This is a genomic window from Streptomyces sp. NPDC000941 (genome assembly GCF_053599555.1).
Map to the genome: position 1 here is coordinate 17281 of NZ_JBSFMM010000120.1, position 17841 is coordinate 35121.

At 72.8% G+C, this 17841-nt stretch carries 7 protein-coding genes; 2 read left to right on the forward strand and 5 right to left on the reverse strand.

Translation table 11 applies throughout. From position 1 onward, the window contains the following. Positions 1 to 49 precede the first annotated feature (49 nt). From ACWDSL_RS31960 to ACWDSL_RS31975, 4 genes are all read right to left on the reverse strand, one after another. On the reverse strand, positions 50 to 718 hold the full coding sequence (locus ACWDSL_RS31960; RefSeq protein WP_450491389.1) for a ThuA domain-containing protein: 669 nt from the start codon (positions 716 to 718) through the stop codon (positions 50 to 52). A gap of 183 nt (positions 719 to 901) precedes the next feature. Next, the gene (locus ACWDSL_RS31965) at positions 902 to 1957 is read right to left on the reverse strand and encodes a LacI family DNA-binding transcriptional regulator (RefSeq protein WP_450491400.1); all 1056 of its coding nucleotides are present in this window, start codon (positions 1955 to 1957) and stop codon (positions 902 to 904) included. A 217-nt stretch (positions 1958 to 2174) separates the two neighbouring features. After that, positions 2175 to 3812, reverse strand: coding sequence for an AMP-binding protein (locus ACWDSL_RS31970; protein ID WP_450491390.1), 1638 nt, complete (start codon positions 3810 to 3812; stop codon positions 2175 to 2177). Positions 3813 to 3935: 123 nt separating this feature from the next. Beyond that, positions 3936 to 6476 carry an ATP-dependent Clp protease ATP-binding subunit gene (locus tag ACWDSL_RS31975; protein WP_450491392.1) on the reverse strand — a complete coding sequence of 847 codons (2541 nt, stop codon included), beginning with the start codon at positions 6474 to 6476 and terminating at the stop codon, positions 3936 to 3938. A 332-nt stretch (positions 6477 to 6808) separates the two neighbouring features. On the opposite strand from ACWDSL_RS31975, the gene ACWDSL_RS31980 reads away from it, so the two are divergent. Beyond that, the gene (locus ACWDSL_RS31980; protein WP_450491394.1) at positions 6809 to 7030 is read left to right on the forward strand and encodes an FAD-dependent oxidoreductase; all 222 of its coding nucleotides are present in this window, start codon (positions 6809 to 6811) and stop codon (positions 7028 to 7030) included. Here the strand turns inward: ACWDSL_RS31980 and ACWDSL_RS31985 are convergent. Further along, positions 6988 to 16293, reverse strand: coding sequence for an amino acid adenylation domain-containing protein (locus ACWDSL_RS31985; RefSeq protein WP_450491396.1), 9306 nt, complete (start codon positions 16291 to 16293; stop codon positions 6988 to 6990). The two genes, ACWDSL_RS31980 and ACWDSL_RS31985, sit on opposite strands and share 43 nt — an antisense overlap. 349 nt (positions 16294 to 16642) lie before the next feature. On the opposite strand from ACWDSL_RS31985, the gene ACWDSL_RS31990 reads away from it, so the two are divergent. Beyond that, on the forward strand, positions 16643 to 17791 hold the full coding sequence (locus ACWDSL_RS31990) for a CapA family protein (RefSeq protein ID WP_450491398.1): 1149 nt from the start codon (positions 16643 to 16645) through the stop codon (positions 17789 to 17791). The last annotated feature ends 50 nt before the right edge of the window (positions 17792 to 17841 follow it).

The following is a 17841-nucleotide window of genomic DNA, read 5'->3' on the forward strand; positions in this document are numbered from 1 at the left end:
TCGTGGGGGGGGTGGTCGTGGGGGGGTGTGGGGGTGGTGCGGGATGTGGTCAGTGCTGTGATCGCGCCACATGGCGGAGCCCGCCGAGGAGGTGGGCCCGGAAGGCGGGATCGTCGTACGCCTCACAGGTGTGTCCGAGCGCGGTGTAGAAGACCCGCGCTCCGTCGTGCTCATGACACCAGACGAGCGGATGGTCGGCCCCCATCCCCCCGCCCTCGTACGAGGTCTCGTCGGCGGCGGCCAGCACCCGCACCGCACCGCGCGGACTGGCCCGGAAGTCGTACCACTCGTCGGTGAACGCCCAGGTGGCGCCCAGATGGCCGGTCGCCGGGTGGTCCCGGTCCTCAATGGTGAGGACGCCCGGCTGCAGTGCGGGGTGGCGGTCGAAACGGGCCCGGAGCAGCTCGCCGTAGTACGGCCAGCCGTACTCGGTACACGCTGCGGCGTGCACGCCCATGAACCCGCCGCCGCCCCGCAGGAAAGACCGCAGCGCCTCCCGTCCCTCGGGGGTGAGCACATCACCGCTGGTGGACAGGAACACCACGGCCGCGAAGCGGTCGAGGCCGCGCTCGAAGGCCCGCGGGTCCTCCGTCGCCTCCACGTCGAAGCCATGCTCGGCGCCGAGCTCATGGAAGGCGCGGACGCCCTCGGGTATGGAATCGTGCCGGTAGGCGGTCGTGCGGGTGTAGACGAGGAACCTCGGCCGGCTCTGCGCCATGGTGGTCGCTCCAAGAAGGCGTGCGGTGGGGGAACCCAAGGAAACTTGGGGGAGCCCAAGGAAACCGGTGTCCATCATGGGCGTGCCGCACCGCGCCGTCTTCCGTCGCTACCAGACGCGAAAATTTTCGATAGCCTCCGCCGACGAGCACTGCGCGTGAAAGCCGTCGGCAGAGACCGTTTTCTAGCGGTTTTCCGGGGGACGGCCGGGGGCCCGGCCGGGGGCCCTGGTCGACGCGCGGATGACGATATGCGTGCCGAGCACCTGGTGCTGGCTCTCGGGCAGCTCCTCGCGGTGCAGGGCCAGCCGCACGGCGGTGCGGCCCAGCTCCTCATGCGGTACGTGCACGGTGGTCAGCGCCGGGTAGACGTCGATCGCCACCGGAATGTCGTCGTACCCGGCCACCGAGACGTCCTCGGGCACCCGTAGGCCGCCCTCGCGCAGCGCCTGCAGCGCCCCGGCCGCCACCATGTCGGTGCCCGCGAACACCGCGCTGAACTCGGCCCCGGAGGCCAGCAGCTCCCGGGCCGCGCGATAGCCGTGGGCGCGGGTGAAGTTTCCGTCCAGGATCAGGGCCGGGTCCGGACGCAGGCCCATCAGCTCATGGGCCCGGGTGAAGCCGCTGATGCGTTGGGTGCTGGTGGACAGGCCCGGGACCCGGGCCAGATACGCGATGCGCCGGTGTCCGGCGCTGAGCAGGTGGGTGGTCATCGCGAAGGCGCCGGCCTCGTTGTCGTAGTCCACGACGGTGGCCGGTACGCCCTCGCCCAGCGGCGGCCTGCCGACCAGCACAAGACGCGAGCCCACCCGGTCCAGGGCGTGCGCGAAGTGGGCCATACGGTCCTGGTAGGCCTTGTCCTCCCAGGCGCCGCCGACCACGATCACCGCGTCGGCCCGCTGCTCGCGCATCATCTCCACCACGTCGAGGACGCGCTGCGGATCGCCGTGCGTGGTGCACAGCATGCACAGCCGCCCCTCGGCGGACGCCTGCTCCTCCACGCCGCGCGCGATATGCGCGTAGAAGGGGCCGGTCACATCGTCCACGACGAACGCCACCGTCTTGTTGGTGGACCCGCCGAGCGCGCGGGCATGCGCGTTGACCACGTAGTCCAGTTCGCGCATCGCCTTGACCACCCTGGCCCGGGTGGCCGCGGCCACCGGGTAGGTGCCGCCCATGACGCGGGAGACGGTGGACGCGGACACCCCGGCGCGCTTGGCGACGTCCCTGACCGTGGACACGTCCCTGCCCGCGGTGGACTCCGCCGCCCGCTTGCCCGCCTTGCCCGCGCCGGTTGCCTCAGCTGCCTCGTTCACGTAGGCCTAATCCCCTCGGCTGCTCTTTCCAGGGCTCGGTTCTCCCCCAGCCACCGCTGGGAGGTGCCCCCCGGGCCGCGTGTCACCCTGCCCACCGCGTAACCGCTCACGATAGCCGAGCGCAGGCCGCCCCGGGCCCGGCTCAGCGAGTGCGGGAGCTGACCTGCCGCGGGCGCAGCAGGAAACGCTGGGTCTTGCCGCTCGACGTCTTGGGCAGCTCGGTGACGAAGTGCACGCGCCGCGGGTAGGCGTGCTTGGCCAACCGGTCCTTGACCAGCTGCTGGAGCTCGGCGGCGAGGGCGTCGGGGTCCGAAGGCGACGACGCCCCCGCGCGCAGCACCACGAATGCCTCCATCACCTCGCCGTGTTCCTCGTGGGGAACGCCGACCGCGGCCGCCTCCGCCACCGCCTCGTGTTCCAGCAGCACGCTCTCCACCTCGAACGGGCCGATGCGGTAGCCGGCCATCAGGATCACATCGTCGCTGCGCCCGGAGAAGAACAGGTGGTCGTCCTCGTCCCGGGAGGCGGTGTCGCCGGAGTAGAACCAGCGTCCGTCGGGGCTGAACTTCTCCGCGGTGCGCTCCGGGGCGTCGCGGTAGCCCTCGAACCACATCAGCGGGCTCTTGGTGATGTCCATCGCCACCCGGCCGGGCATATCGCTCTCGGCGACGGCGGAATTGGTGTCCTCGCGCAGGACAGTCACGCTCCAGCCGGGCAGCGGCCGCCCCATGGAGCCGGGCTTGAGGTCGGTGCGCAGCGCGGGGTGCCAGGCGTTGGCGATGGCCATGCCCAGTTCGGTGGAGCCGTAGTGGTCGCGCACCGGGATGCCGAGTGTCCGCTCCGCCCAGCTGACCACGTCGGCCGGCAGCGGCTCACCGGCCGCGGAGGCGCAGCGCAGCCGCACGCCGTCGGGGGCGGGTGTGCCGCGCAGCTTGCGGTAGACGGTGGGGCCCGCGGTGAAGTTGGTGACGTTGAAGCGGGACAGCACCGCCCAGGTCCCCTCGGCGGAGAACAGGCTGTTGTACAGCAGGCTGCGCAGGCCGAGGGCGAGCGGGGCGATGACCGCGTAGTACAGCCCGTAGGCCCAGCCCGGGTCGGCGGCGTTCCAGAACACATCGGTGGGCCGGTGATCGAGGCCGAACTCCTGGTACATGGCGAATCCCGCGACGGCCCGCAGCGGGATGGGCACGGCCTTGGGCGGTCCTGAGGTGCCGGAGGTGAACAGCTCCACGATGGTGGCGTCCCCGCCGAGGACGGCCGCCTCGTCCAGTGGCGGGTGTCCCGCGAGCAGCTCGGCGAACGACAGGTCGCCTTCCTCGGTGGGCCCGGTGGTGACGATCCGCCACGGCTGGTCGCTGGGGAGGTCGGGGCCCGCGACCAGCTTGGGGCGCTGCCCGGCGTCCGTGATCACGACCTTGGTGCCGTTGCCGGTGACCCGCAGGGCGATGGCCGGGGGCGCGAACGCCGTGAACAGGGGCACCTGGACGGCGCCGATCCGCCAGATCGCGAGTGTCGCGACGAGGAGTTCGGCGGACTTGCTCATCAGGGTGGCGACCCGGTCGCCGGGGCCCACCCCGAGGGCCGCCAGGGCGCTCGCCATCCGCGCGGAGGACTCGCGGAGTTCGCCGTAGGTCATGTCGTGCCCGCCCAGGTCGGCGCCGACCACCGTGAAGGCGACGGCGTCGGCCGGGTGCCGGTCGCACAGCAGATGGGCGGTGCACGCCGCCGGATCTCCGAAGGTCTTGAGCAGGTCGGCCATGCGCTGTTCCGGGCTGGTCAAGTGGGCTCCTCGTGCGTGCGGGCGAGCGGAATCCAAGTGCCAGGGGCGGTGCTGTCCCCGTTGGCTTGTACACGCTATCGCGCCCGCTCGCGAGCTCGGCAACCAGTGTTCACAAGACCGTTGTCAGCCGAGTGCGGTGGTGGGGTTCTGCTCCTTGCGGAAGGTCAGCTTCCCTTCCTCCACATCGACTTCCACATGGCTGTGCGGCTGGAGCTTGCCGTTGAGCAGCATCCGGGACAGCGGGTTGTCGACTTCCCGCTGGATGGTCCGGCGCAGCGGCCGGGCGCCGTACTCGGGCTGGTAGCCGTGGTGGGCCAGCCAGTCGACGGCGGCGGGGGTGAAGTCGACGGGCACGTCCTGGGCGCGCAGCCGGCGCCGGGTCTCCTCCAGGAGCACATCGGTGATCTGCCGCAGCTGTTCGTCGGCGAGCCGCCGGAAGATGACGATCTCGTCGATACGGTTGAGGAATTCGGGCCGGAAGTGCTCGCGCAGCGGGCGCAGCACCCGCTCGCGGCGCGCGTCCTCGTCGGCTTCCGCGCCACCGCCGAAGCCCATGACCGCGCCGCGCCCGGCGATCTCCTCGGAGCCGAGGTTGCTGGTCATGACGATGACGGTGTTCTTGAAGTCGATGGTGCGGCCCTGGGCGTCGGTGAGCCGTCCGTCGTCGAGCACCTGCAGAAGGATGTTGAAGACGTCGGCGTGGCCCTTTTCGACCTCGTCCAGGAGCAGCAGCGAGTACGGCTGCCGGCGCACCGCCTCGGTGAGCTGCCCGGCCTCCTCGTGACCGACGTATCCGGGCGGGGCGCCGATCAGCCGGCTGACGGTGTGCTTCTCCTGGTATTCGCTCATGTCCAGGCGGACCATGCGGTCCTCGCTGCCGAAGAGCGCTTCGGCCAGGGCGCGGGCCAGTTCGGTCTTGCCGACGCCGGTGGGGCCGAGGAACAGGAAGCTGCCGATGGGGCGGTTGGGGTCGGCGAGTCCGGCGCGGGAGCGCAGTACGGAGTCTGCGACGGCGGAGACGGCCTCCTCCTGGCCGATCACCCGCTTGTGCAGATGCTCCTCGAGGCCGAGCAGGCGGTCCCGCTCCTCCTGGGTGAGGCTGCTGACGGGGATGCCGGTCTGCCGGGAGACGATATCGGCGATGTCCTCGACGGTGACCTCGGCGACCCGGCTGGCCGGGTGCTGTTTGCCGGAGCCCTCCTCGATGCGCCGGCTCAGCTCGCCGATCCGGTCGCGCAGCGAGGTGGCCCGCTCGTACTGCTCGGCGGCGACGGCCTGGTCCTTGTCCCGGGTGAGCTGCTCGACCTCGCGTTCCAGCGCCCGGATGTCGGTGCCCCTGGTGCTGGAGCGCAGCCGTACGCGGGCGCCGGCCTGGTCCATCAGGTCGATGGCCTTGTCGGGCAGGAAGCGGTCGGTGAGATAGCGGTCGGAGAGCTCGACGGCCGCCAGCAGCGCCTGGTCGGTGTAGCGGACCTGGTGGTGGGCCTCGTAGCGGTCGCGCAGCCCGCGCAGGATCTCCAGCGCGTCGGAGGGGACGGGCTCGGGCACCATGATCGGCTGGAAGCGGCGGGCGAGGGCCGCGTCCTTCTCGATGTTGCGGCGGTACTCCTGGAGGGTACTGGCGCCGATGACATGCAGTTCGCCGCGGGCCAGGGCGGGCTTGAGGATGTTGCTGGCGTCCATCGGGCCGCCTTCGGAGCCGCCGGTGCCCACGACGGTGTGCAGCTCGTCGATGAAGACGATCAGTTCCTCGGAGTGGGCGCGGATCTCGTCGATGATGCCGGTCAGCCGCTCCTCGAAGTCGCCGCGGTAGCGGGTGCCGGCCACGACGCCCGCGAAGTCGAGCTGCAGGACGCGCCGGGCGAGCAGGATGTCGGGGACGTCGGCCTCGGCGATGCGCTGGGCCAGCCCCTCGACGACGGCGGTCTTGCCCACGCCGGCCTCGCCGATGAGGACGGGGTTGTTCTTGCCCCGGCGGGCCAGCACCTCGATGGTCTGCTCGATCTCCTCGTCGCGCCCGATCACCGGGTCGATCCGGCCCTCACGGGCCATCTCGGTCAGGTCGCGGCCGAACTTGTCCAGGTTGGGGGTCTCCCGCCGGTTGGGTCCTGGGCGGGGTTCGGCGGCGCCGGGGGCCGCCGCGAGGCCGCCGGGCGGGCCGGGGCGTGGCTCGAACCGGGCCGCGTGCAGCAGCTGCCCGGCCGTGGAGTCGTGGTTGGCGGCGAGCGCTATCAGTACGTGCTCGGGGCCGATGTACGAGGAGCCGGAGGACCGGGCGATCTCGTGGGCGTCGAGCAGCGCGCGCTTGACGGCGGGCGTGACCGCGACCGAGCCGCGCGGCGGCCCCTCCCCCGTCTGCCGGTCGATCTCGGCGACGAGGGCTTCGGGGTCGGCCCCGGCCCGGACGACCATGGTGCGGGTCGGCTCGGCGGTGAGCGCCGCGCGGAGCAGGTGTTCCGTGTCGAGGTCGGTGGATCCGCGGTCGGCGGCGTACGAGGCCGCGGAGGAGACGAGCTGTCGCGCGGGCTCGCTCATCAGGCGGCCGAAGTCGACGTGCCGGGAGCCGGGGCGCTGCCCGGCCGGTCCGACGCCGAGGAAGCGTGCGAGAAAGTCTCCGAGGGGGTCCGGACCGAATTCTTCCGATCCCTCGTACCCGCTGTTCATAGGCATCCGTCCCGGTGGCCCGGCGGAGATGCGGGCCCCGTTGTCATCGCTGCATGGAGTCCTATTTGATCGACTTTGAATGATTTTATCCGATATCGGGGCCGCTCGCCGAGGGCTGGAACAGATTCGTATGCACGAGGTCCTGGTGCTGGGCGCGGGCTGTGCGGGGCCGATGGCCGCCCTGCGGCCGGCGCCGCACGCGCGGGTGACCCCCGAGGCCCGCCTGGTCACCACGGACGACGGCCGCGGCCTCCCGTACGACCGCCTGGTGTACGCGCTCGGCAGCCGCCGCCCTGACCGTGCGGGGCGTCCGGATCGAGGAAGGCCGACGGGTGGCCGCCCCCGAGGAGGTGGACGCCGACGCGGTCCTCTGGGCCGCGTCCATGACCGCGAACACCGAGCTCGCCGCGCGGGCCGGGCTCGACCTCGATACGGCCGGCCGGATCCGCGTCGACGCCGCCCTGCGCTCCACCTCCCATCCGGAGATCTACGCGGCCGGGGACTTCCGCCGTCAGGGGGCCTGGGTGCGCGCCGCCCTGGTGTGCGCGGCGTAGCGGCTGAGCACAGCGAACCACCGCCGGGCGAGCTCGGCGACGTGGTCGTCCTCGAGGACGCCCGACGGCCAGATCCACCGCGCCGCAAGCCGTGCGCCCCGCTCGCGGTCCTCGACCGCGACCGTGAGGGTCAGGGTGCGCTCCAGCGGAGCCCCGGCGTCCGCCCCGCCGCCCATCGCCGACCCCGCCTCGCCGGTGGGGGTCCAGTGGGCCGAGCGCTCGCCGACCTGGAACCGGCCCAGGTAGTTGACGGAGATCTGCGGATCGCCGAGCGCGGCCAGCCGCGGAGCGGTACGCGGGTTGAGATAGCGCAGCAGGCCGTACCCGATGCCGTTGTCGGGCAGGGCCGCGAGCTGGGCCCCCACCCGCGCGGCGCCCTCGGTCAACGCGGCGCCGGAGGCGTCGAGTTGTTCCTCGGAGATCTCCCCCGGGTCCAGGACGAGCGGGAACTGCGCGGTGAACCATCCGACGGTGGACGACGGATCGACCCCGTCGGCGAGGAATTCACGGCCGTGCGCCTGGAGGTCCACCAGCACGCCGGTGCCCTCCTCGCCCCGCCAGCGCGCGTAGGCGACGGCGAACGACGCGTACAGCACATCGCGCAGGTCCACGCCCAGCGCGCCGGGCACCGCGAGCAGGGTCGCCGTGTCCTCCTCCGGGAGGTCGAAGAGCGCCATCCGCGCCGAGGCCAGGGTGTCGGTCCGCGGGTCGAGCCGCCGGGTGCCCAGCGTGGGCCGCTGCGGCTCGAACATCCGCGTCCACATCTCCAGTTCCTTCTCGCGCGCGGGCTCCATGGCCTCCTCGACCAGATGCCGCGCCCACCTGCGGTACGAGGTCGCCGGTGCCCGCAGATCCGGACGCCGGCCGGTGGCGACCGCCTCGTACGCACGGGCCAGGTCCGGCAGCAGGAACCGCCAGGAGACCCCGTCGACCACGAGGTGGTGCAGCAGGATCAGCAGCCGGCCGGGCCGCTTTGGCCCGGGGTCCAGCCAGATGGCCTGGAGGGTGCGGCCGGACGCGGGGTCGAGCTCCGCCTGGTGGCGGAAGGACGCCTCGGCCAGCGCCGGGGGCCACTCCGCCTCGTCGGCGACCTGGACGACCTGGTGGGTGAAGCAGTCGGCCACCCGGGCCGAGCCGGACTCCGCGATCTCCAGCGCCCGCCGCCCCTGGTCGTCCTGCTGCCGCATCCGCAGCGCGTCATGGCGGTCGACGAGCGCCTGGAGGGCGGCGGTCAGATGCTCGGCCCGCGCGCCCGCCGGGACGCGGACCGCCATGGAGAGGTGGTACGCGTCGATCGGCCCGTCGACGTCCCACATGCGCCTGATGATCGGCGTCGCGGGGAGCTCGCCCACTCCGTCGCCCACCCCGTCGACCGCGCCGTCGCCCGCGCCGCCGCCGTCCCGGTGGCGGCCCTCGTCGGCCGGCCCCCGGCGCGGCGCGCTCCGCTCGGCGATCTCGGCCAGCGCGGCGACCGTACGGCCCTCCGCCACGTCCCTGGGCCGCAGCGCCAGGCCGGCGTGGCGTGCCATGTCGGCGAAGCGCATGGAGACGATGGAGTCGCCGCCCATCAGGAAGAAGTCGTCGTCCACGCCGACGCTGCCCACCCCCAGCGCCTCGCTCATCAGCGAGCACAGGGTCTCCTCCGCGGGGGTGCGCGGCCGGGCCGCCGTCGAGGCGGCCGTGAAGTCGGGGGCCGGGAGGGCGGCGCGGTCCAGTTTGCCGTTGACCGTCAGCGGGAGTTCGGGCATCTCCACGAACGCGGAGGGCACCATGTGGACCGGCAGCCGGGCCGCCGCGAGCGCCGCCAGTTCGGCGGCCCCGGGCAGTGCGGCGCCGGGCTCGGCCACCAGATAGGCGACCAGCGCCGGTCTGCCGGGCCGGTCCTCGCGCAGCACGACGGCCGCCCGCGCCACCTGGTCGAGGGCCGTGAGCGCGGATTCGATCTCGCCGACCTCGATCCGGAAGCCCCGCAGCTTGACCTGGCCGTCGGCCCGTCCGACGTACTCCAGCCCGCTGTCGCCGCCCTGGCGGGCCAGGTCTCCGGTGCGGTACATGCGCTCGCCGGGGGCGCCGAACGGGTCGGCGACGAACCGCTCGGCGGTCAGCGCGGGCCGCCCCGCGTAGCCGCGGGCCAGGCCGGGGCCGGCGACGTACAGCTCGCCGACGGAGCCCGGGGGCACCGGGCGCAGCAGATGGTCGAGGACATACAGCCGCAGATCGGGGAGCTGCCGCCCGATGGGGCTGACCGAGGCGTCCCGCACCGCGTCGGCGCGGACCAGTTCGGTGTGGGTGACATGCACGGTCGTCTCGGTGATGCCGTACATGTTGACCAGCCGCGGCGCGTTCTCGGGATGGCGGCTGTACCAGTCCCCCAGGCGGGATACGTCGAGCCGTTCGCCGCCGAACACCACATACCGCAGGGCGAGCCGTGCGCCCAGCTCCGGGCGGTCGCGGTCGGCGCCGAGGAGTTGGTAGAACGCCGACGGGGTCTGGTTGAGCACGGTGACGCCCTGTTCGACCAGCAGCTCCAGGAATTCTCCCGGGGACCGGGTGACGGTGTGCTCCACGATCACCAGCGAGCCGCCGTACAGCAGCGGGCCCCAGATCTCCCACACCGAGAAGTCGAACGCGTAGGAGTGGAACAGCGTCCACACGTCGTCCGCGCCGAACCCGAAGAGGTGGTCGGTGGAGGTGAACAGCCGGATGACGTTCTCGTGCGGGATCAGCACGCCCTTGGGCCGCCCGGTCGAGCCCGAGGTGTAGATGATGTAGGCGCCGTGCGCCGGGGTGAGCGGGCCGCCGCGGTCCGCGTCGGTCAGGTCGGTCGGCGCGAGGTCCCGCAGGGCGCTCATCACCTGCGGCGCGTCGAGCGCCACTACTGGTACGTCGAGGCCGTCGGGCAGCGCGGCGGCGGTGTCAGTGGCGGTGTCGGTGGTGGTGATCACGCACACCGGGGCGGCGTCCGCGAGGATGAATCCGATGCGCTCGCGCGGATAGGCGGGGTCCACCGGCAGGTACGTCGCGCCGCTCTTGAGGACGGCCAGCAGCGCCACGACCAGTTCGGCCCGGCGGTCGACCGCCAGCGCCACCACCCGCTCCGGCCCGGCGCCGTGTCCGGTCAGCAGCCGCGCCAGGCGGTTGGCGCGGTCGTTGAGCTCCGCGTACGTCAGGGAGCGCCGGCCGTCGACCACGGCGATGTGGTGCGGGGTGGCCCGTACCTGTGCCTCGAACCGCTGCGGCAGGGTCTCCTCGCACCGTACGCCCCCGGCCGCCGGCTGCGGCGCGGCCGCGGTCAGCAAACGCGCCACCGAGGTCTCGGCCGCCCCGGTGGCGCTTCCCGTCAGGAGGTGTTCCAGTGCGTCGGCGGCGGCCGACGCCCGGCTCCGGCCGACGGTGCCCGGGCAGTAGTTGACGTGGATCCGCAGCCGTTCGCCGGGGAGCGCGACCACGCTGAGCGGGTAGTGGGTGCCGTCCTCGGGGTGCACTCCGGTCACGGTCAGGCGCTTGGAGGCGGAGCGCAGCGCGTCCGGGTCGTGGGGGTAGTTCTCATAGACCAGGAGGGTGTCGAAGAGCCGGCCGGTGCCGATGCGGCGCTGGATGTCGGTGAGGCCGATGTGGTGGTGGTCCAGCAGCCGGGCCTGTTCGTCCTGGACGCGGGTCAGCAGCTCCGGGAACGTCTCCTCCGGGCGCAGCCGGACCCGGGCGGGCACGGTGTTGATGAACAGCCCGACCATGGTGTCGATGCCGTCGATCTCGGGCGGGCGGCCGGAGACGGTGACGCCGAAGACCACGTCGTCGCGGCCGGTCAGCCAGCCGAGCACGATCGCCCAGGCGCCCTGCACCACCGTGTTCAGCGTCAGGCCGTGGCGGCGGGCGTACGCGGTGAGCGTGGTGGTCTGCTCAGTCGTCAGCTCCAGGACGTGCCGCCGGGTGGCGGCCGTCGCGGGGGTGTCCGGGTCCGCGGCGAGGGTGGGCCCGGCCACCCCGGACAGGGCGGTGTGCCAGGCGTCGAGCCCCGCCTGCGTGTTCTGCCCCTTCAGCCAGGACAGATAGGCGGAGTACGGGCGGGGCGCGGGCAGTGCGGCGAGCGCGGCGGGGTCGTTGCCCGCGTCGTACAGCGCGAGCAGTTCGCGCGAGAGCAGCGCCATCGACCAGCCGTCGAGCAGCAGATGGTGGCTGGTGAGGATCAGCCGGTAGCTGTCCGCTCCGAGCCGCAGCAGCATGAAACGGGCCAGCGGAGCGGTGTCCACGGGGACGCGCCGCCCGCTGTCGGCGTCCAGCAGCCGGGCCAGCTCGGCCTCGTGCGCGGGTCCGTCCAGCCGCGACACGTCGTGTTCCCGCCACTCCGGTGCCACCTGAGCAGGGATCACCTGCACCGGTTCGGCGAGCCCTTCGCGTACGAAGCACGCACGCAGCCCGGGGTGGCGGGCGAACAGCCCCTCGGTGGCGGCGCGCAGCCGCGCCGGGTCGACGTCGCCCGCCAGATCCAGGCCGAACCGCACCACGTAGTCGTCGTGGGCGGTGTCGTCGTACACGGCGTGGAAGAGCAGTCCCTGCTGCAGGCTGGACACCGGCCAGATGTCGGCCAGGTCCGGCACGGTCCGCTCCAGCCGCTCCACCTCGGCCATGGACAGCGAGACCAGGGGGAAGTCGGAGGGGGTGTGGCCGCGGTGTGCGGCGTACGCGAGGTTTCCGATGTGCCGTGCGTGTGCCACCAGGCCGGTGAGCGCGGCGAACCACGCGTCGGCGAGCTCTTGTACGGCCGCCTCGTCCAGCAGTTCGCCCGCCCAGATCCACACCGCCATGAGCCGCGGGCCGTCCTCCCGGTCCTCGGTCTGCGCGTTGAGGGTCAGGGTGTGCGGCAGCGGCATACCGGGCGGGAGGCCGCCGCGCAGCGCTCCGAAGTCGGGGTCCGGGTCGGGCAGCCAGTCGGAGCCGTCGGACACGGTGAACCGGCCGAGGTAGTTGAAGCCGATCTGCGGGCCGGTGTGGCCGGCGAGCCGGTGCGCCGCGTCGGGGTTGAGGTGGCGCAGCATGCCGTAGCCGATGCCGTGGTCCGGCAGCGCCGCGAGCTGTTCCTTGACCGTCTTGACGGCGGTGCCGAGCGCCGCGGAACCGGCCGTCACCTCGGCCCAGTCGAGTGTTCCGGGGGCGAGCCGGGCGGGGAACATGCTGGTGAACCAGCCGACGGTCTGGCTGAGGTCGACGCCGTCGGCGAGGTGTTCCCGGCCGTGTCCTTCGAGTTCCAGCAGCACCTCGTCCGTATCGCCGATGCCGCGGCGCCGCCGCCACTCGGCCACGGCGAGGCTGAGCGCGGTCAGCAGGACGTCGTTGATCCCGGTGTGGTAGCGCTCGGGTACGGAGGTCAGCAGCGCGGCGGTGGCGTCGGCCGGCAGGGAGAGCGACAGCATCCGGGCGCTGGTGGCGGTGTCCCGGGCGGGGTCCAGCGGGCGGGGGCCGAGGAGCGGGTCGGCGCCGTCGAGGATGTTCTCCCACAGCGGGAGCTCGGCCGTCCGGGCCTCGTGGTGTGCGCCCTCGGTCAGCAGCCGGGACCAGCGCCGCAGGGAGGTGACCGGGCCGGGGGTCGCGAGGGGCCGGTCCTCGGCGGCCGCGGCCCAGGCGTCGGCGAGGTCGCGCAGCAGTACGCGCCAGGAGACCCCGTCGACCGCGAGGTGGTGGATCAGCACCAGCAGTCGGCCGGTCCGGTCGGGGCCCGCATCGAACCATACGGCCCGTAGCAACACCCCTTTCTCCGGGTCGAGTTGGCCGCGCGCCGCCTCCGATGCCGCCTCGACGGCCCGGCGCCACCGCGCCGTGTCGTCAGGGTTCACATCCGGTACGGGCACCCGGGTCAGACACTCATGGCCGCCGACGGCGCCGCGCGGGGCGATCTCCAGCGTGCCGCCCTCCCCGGCGCCCAGCCGGAGGCGCAGCGCGGCATGGCGGTCGAGCAGGGTGTCGAGCGCGCCGGCCAGGTGGTCGTGGCGCAGGTCACCGGGCACGCGTACCAGCACCGACTGGTGGAACTCCTTGACGGCGTCCGGCCCCAGGCCCGTCAGCCAGCGGATGATCGGGGTCGGGGAGAGCTCGCCGCTGTCGTCGGTGGTGTGCGGGCCGTCGCCGTCGGAGGTGTCCGCCGCGGAGCGGGCGGCCTGTGCCAGCGCGGCCACGGAGCGGTGTTCGAACACCTCACGCGGGGAGATGGCCAGCCCGGCGGCACGGGCGCGGCTGACCAGGGTGAGGGAGAGGATGCTGTCGCCGCCGAGGGCGAAGAAGCTCTCGTCGACGCCGACGTGGTCAAGGCCGAGGATGTCGGTGAACAGCTCGTGGAACAGCTCTTCCCGGTCGGTCCGCGGAGCCCGGTGTCCGGTGTCCTGGGCCGGCTGGGGCTTCGGGAGCGCGGCCCGGTCGAGTTTGCCGTTGGGGCTCAGCGGCAGTTGGTCCACCAGGACGATCTGCGCGGGCACCATGAAGTCCGGCAGCCCGCTCTTGGCGCGGGCCATGAGCTCGGCCGGGAGCGCGGCGGCCGTGGCGTGGCCGGTGTCCGGCTCGAGGAGGACATGGGCCAGCAGCCGGGTGGCGCCGGGGCGGATCTCGTCGGCCGTCACCACGGCCCGCCCGACCGCCGGATGGCCCGCCAGCACGGCCTCGATCTCGCCGACCTCGATCCGCAGGCCCCGCACCTTGACCTGCCCGTCGACGCGCCTCACGTACTCCAACTGCTGGTCCTCCTCGCGTCGCCGCACCAGGTCGCCGGTGCGGTACAGCCGTGACCCGGGCGGGCCGTAGGGGTTGGCGACGAACCGCTGCGCGGTCTGGCCGGGCCGGTTCAGATAGCCCCTGGCCAGCCCGGGCCCGCTCAGCCAGAGTTCGCCGACCGTGCCGACGGGGACCGGGCGCAGGGCGGCGTCGAGTACATACGCGGCCGTGTTGGCGGCGGAGCTGCCGATCGGGGGTGTGCCCTCGCCGCCGAGCGGGCCGCTCATGGTCGCGCAGATGGTGGCCTCGGTCGGGCCGTAGCCGTTGAGCAGGACGGTGTCGGCGGCCCAGTCGGCCGCCAGCGCCGGCGGCAGCGCCTCGCCCACCGACATCAGCCTGAGCCCGGCCGGGAGGGTGCCGCGGTCCAGGCTCGCCAGCACGGCGGGCGGCAGCACGGCGTGTGTGACGCCGAGGCCGGTGATCAGCTCGGGCAGTTCGGGGCCGGCGGGCGGCGTGCCGTCGGCGCCGATGACCAGGCAGCCGCCGGACAGCAGCGCCGCGGTCAGCTCCCAGACCGCGGAGTCGAAGCTCGGCGAGGCGAACTGCAGGACCCGGGAGCGGGGCCCGACGCCGAACCGGGTGCGCTGGGTGTGCACCAGGCTCGGCAGGCCCGCGTGGGTCACCACGACCCCCTTGGGCGTACCGGTGGACCCGGACGTATAGACCACATACGCGGGGTGGCGCGGGTCGAGCGGCGCGTGCCGCTCCTCGTCCCGTACGTCCGCGGGGTCGCGGCCGGCCAGGTCGCGGACGGTCTCGGGGGCGTCCAGGAGCAGCCGGTCGCCCGGCAGGTGTCCGACGGTCCGCGCATGGGCCGTGGTCGTCAGCGTCAGCGCGGGCCGGGCGTCGGAGAGCATGAACTCGACGCGCGCGGGCGGATAGTGCGGGTCGACCGGCAGAAAGGCGCCGCCCGCCTTCCAGACGGCCAGGACGGAGACGACGAACTCGACGGACCGCTGGAGCGCGAGCGCGACCGGTGTCTCGGGGCCGACGCCGCGCTCGATGAGCGCCCGCGCCAGCCGGTTGGCCCGTGTGTTGAGTTCGGCGTACGAGAGCTCGGCGGAGCCGGAGAGCACGGCGGGGTGGTCGGGGTGGAGCCGGGCCTGCCGCTCGTACAGCTCGTCCGCCGTGGCGTCGGGCACCACCACGGCCGCCTCGGTCGCCTTGCGCAGCAGGGCGCCCCGTTCGCGGTCGGAGAGCAGGGAGACCTCGGCGAGCGACATGCCGCTGCCGCCGGCCGCGACGGTCCTCAGCAGTTGGGAGATCCGCTCGCCGTGGCCCCGCGCCTCGGCACCGCCCCATACGGCGGCGTTTGCGTCCAGGCCGACCGTCAGGCCCCGGCCGTCCAGGTGGTCGGTGAAGGCGAGCGCCAGGTCCTCGACGGGGCCGGTGGACAGGTTGTGCGCGACGGCGGGGTGCGGGCCGAACCGCAGGTCGTAGTCGAACGACATGATGTTGACGATCATCGAGTACAGCCGGGCCGGCTGGCCGTCCGACGAGACCAGGCGCGCCATGTCGGCCGCGCGGTAGCGCTGGTGGGCCAGCGCTGACCGCATCGCCTTCTGGGCGGCGCGCGCCAGCTCCTCGACGGTCATGTCCGGGCGCGGGGACAGCCGGACGGGCAGGACGTTGGACAGGACGGCGGGGGTGGTCCTCGCGGCCGGGGTGGTGCGGGCCGCGACGACGAGCCCCAGCACCACCTCCCGCTCCCCGGTCATCCGGTGCAGATACAGCGCGGCGAGGGCGAAGAGCATCGCGGAGCGATGGATTCTGGCCCGCTCGCAGACGCGGTCCAGGGCGAGCAGGTCTTGGGGCGACAGGCGGTCCGAGGCCCGGGTGAAACCGGAGGCGGGTGCGTGCCGACGGGTCAGGGAAACGGGTTCCGGAAGGTCGCGCAATTTCTCGAGCCAGTAGTCACGGTCCCGGGCGAACGCCTCCGAAGCGCGGTATTCCGCTTCCTCGGCGAGCACTCGGCCGAAATCACCGAAGGGGCTCGGCGGTATTTCCTCGCCCGCGTCCAGCGCCGAGTAGACCCCCGCCACTCGGTGCGCGATAAGCGGTCCACTGAATCCGTCGACGAGAATGTGGTGGTATCGGCTGCACCAGTAATAGAGATCGTCCGCCAACTGGATCACCGCGTAGGCGACCAGCTCACCGTCCGGCAGCGGAACCGGCCTGGCCAAGAATTCCGCCATCCATCGCTCGGCGGCGGCGCGCGGGTCGGCTTCGGCCGTCAGATCGACGCGGACGAGCGGGAAGTCGTCGCGTCCCTTGACCGCCCAGCGCGGACCGGCCTCGTCCGCGATGAACCGCACCGCGAGCGCCGCACATTCGGCGAAGGCGCGGCGCAGGGCGGCCTCGAATAAATCGAAACGGAGCCGGCCGCGCATCTCGATATATTCGCCGATGTTGTAGGCGACGCTGTCCGGGCGCAGGGAGTGGGCGATCCAGAATTCGCGCTGAGCGGCAAGCGGAATCCCCGGGGCGGGACCATTGGCGGGCATGAGGGGTCTGGCCTCCTCGATAAGTAGGCTGCCGATTTCCGGTGTGGTTCCCGAGTGTAGGGCCGTAATGCGGCCGAATGGCCTGGCAGTTCGCTGCAATGGCAACTGTCGGCCTTAGCGAACTGCCGCGAACCGCGAACCCGGCTCCGCACCCCGCCCCCGCCCCGGCGATGCGCCCCTGCGACACGCCGCGGCGCTCGGCCCGGCGGCGTAGCGGTGTGGGCCCATCGGGTGCGTTTCGTCGGCCGTTCCGGTGAAGCCCGGCGCTGTCGCGACTCAAGTGGACTCCCACGCGCACATAAATACGACTATCCACCTATTTGGCCCATGTGAGCGTGAGGTGAGCCTGTTGTCTCTCGAGCCCCGTCAACGGACCGCGCTCGTGGTCGCCGCGCTGTTCGGCGCGGCGACCGCGTGCACCGCCGGCATACCCGCCACCCCCGAATCGGGGGAGAAGTCCTCCCGGACCGCGGCCGCGGCGAAGCCCGGGCCCACCAAGGGGTTCACCCTGGTGGCCACCGGCGACCTGCTGATCCATGACTCGGTGATCCGCCAGGCGCGTACGGACGCGGGCGGCAACGGCTACAACTTCGGACCCATGCTCGCCGGGGCCGAGCCCGTGGTCTCCGGGGCCGACCTGGCGATATGCCATATGGAGACGGTCTACGGCGCGGCGGGCGGGCCGTTCACCGGCTACCCGACCTTCAAAAGCCCGCCGGAGGTCGCCGAGGCCGCCAAGGAGCTCGGCTACGACTCCTGCTCCACCGCCTCCAACCACACGCTGGACGCCGGCGCGGAAGGCGTGACCCGCACCCTCGACGCGATGGACCGCGCCGGGCTGCGACACGCCGGATCGGCCCGCTCCGCCGAGGAGCACGTGATGCCGACCCTCATGAAGGCCGGTGACGCCACGGTCGCCCAGCTCGCCTACAGCTACGGCACCAACGGCATCCCCGTACCCAAGGGCCAGCCGTGGCTGGTCAACCTCATCGACCCGGCGCAGATCGTCAAGGACGCCCGGGCCGCGCGCCGGGCCGGGGCCGACGTGGTCGTGGTGAGCCTGCACTGGGGCACCGAGTGGCAGGAGGCGCCGGATCAGCTACAGCTCTCGGTCGCCAAGAAACTCACCGCCTCGATGGACGGCGGGCGCCACGACATCGATCTCATCCTCGGCACCCACGCCCACATACCCCAGGCGTACGAGAAAATGAACGACACCTGGGTCGTCTACGGCATGGGCGACCAGGTCGCGGGCGTCATGAACGACCCGCGCGGCCAGATGGGCTCGGCCGCCCGCTTCACCTTCGCCCCGCCCGCCACCACGGACAAGCCATGGACCGTGAAGAAGGCGGAGTTCATCCCCCACGGCGTGGACAACGGCCCGATCAGGGTGGTCAACCTCCCGCGCGCCGGCGGGCACACCGAGGCCCTGGACACCATCCGCCGCGCCGTACTCAGCAGGGGCGCGGCGCGTGACGGGCTCACGATGGGCCGCTGACACCCCGTCCCGGCGACGGGCCGGCGGCCCGCCGGCCCCGGCCCGTCGCC

What these genes read in the sequence shown, in the direction of transcription:
- ACWDSL_RS31960 (WP_450491389.1), bottom strand. Translation starts at nt 718, where the DNA reads ATGGCGCAGAGCCGGCCGAGGTTCCTCGTCTACACCCGCACGACCGCC.
- ACWDSL_RS31975 (WP_450491392.1), bottom strand. Translation starts at nt 6,476, where the DNA reads ATGAACAGCGGGTACGAGGGATCGGAAGAATTCGGTCCGGACCCCCTC.
- ACWDSL_RS31985 (WP_450491396.1), bottom strand. Translation starts at nt 16,293, where the DNA reads ATGCCCGCCAATGGTCCCGCCCCGGGGATTCCGCTTGCCGCTCAGCGC.